Here is a 502-nt window from a genome sequence, read left to right on the forward strand (position 1 = left end):
GATGAAGTTGAAATCACCGAGATCCTGGTCAAAGTTGGCGACAAAGTAGAAGCTGAACAGTCGCTGATCACCGTAGAAGGCGACAAAGCCTCTATGGAAGTCCCGTCTCCGCAGGCTGGCGTCGTGAAAGAGATTAAAGTCTCCGTCGGCGACAAAACCGAGACTGGCAAACTGATTATGATTTTCGATTCCGCCGAAGGTGCAGCCGCCGCTGCACCTGCGCAGGAAGAGAAGAAAGAAGCCGCTCCGGCCGCCGCTGCTCCAGCGGCTGCCGCGGCAGCGAAAGAAGTTCACGTCCCGGATATCGGCGGCGATGAAGTCGAAGTCACTGAGATCATGGTTAAAGTGGGCGACACCATCGCCGCTGAGCAATCCCTGATCACCGTAGAAGGCGATAAAGCCTCTATGGAAGTTCCGGCGCCGTTCGCCGGTACCGTCAAAGAGATCAAAATCAATACCGGCGATAAAGTTTCCACCGGCTCCCTGATTATGATCTTCGAAG

1 protein-coding gene is annotated in these 502 nt (G+C 54.8%); it reads left to right on the forward strand.

Features of this window, described 5'->3' with window-relative positions; all coding sequences use genetic code 11:
• The coding region (locus ABD481_RS47295) for a biotin/lipoyl-containing protein (RefSeq protein ID WP_344672409.1) at positions 1–502 on the forward strand (502 nt) is incomplete at both ends.

Origin of the sequence: Catenulispora yoronensis (genome assembly GCF_039531695.1) — a bacterium.
Classification (GTDB): Bacteria; Actinomycetota; Actinomycetes; order Streptomycetales; family Catenulisporaceae; genus Catenulispora; species Catenulispora yoronensis.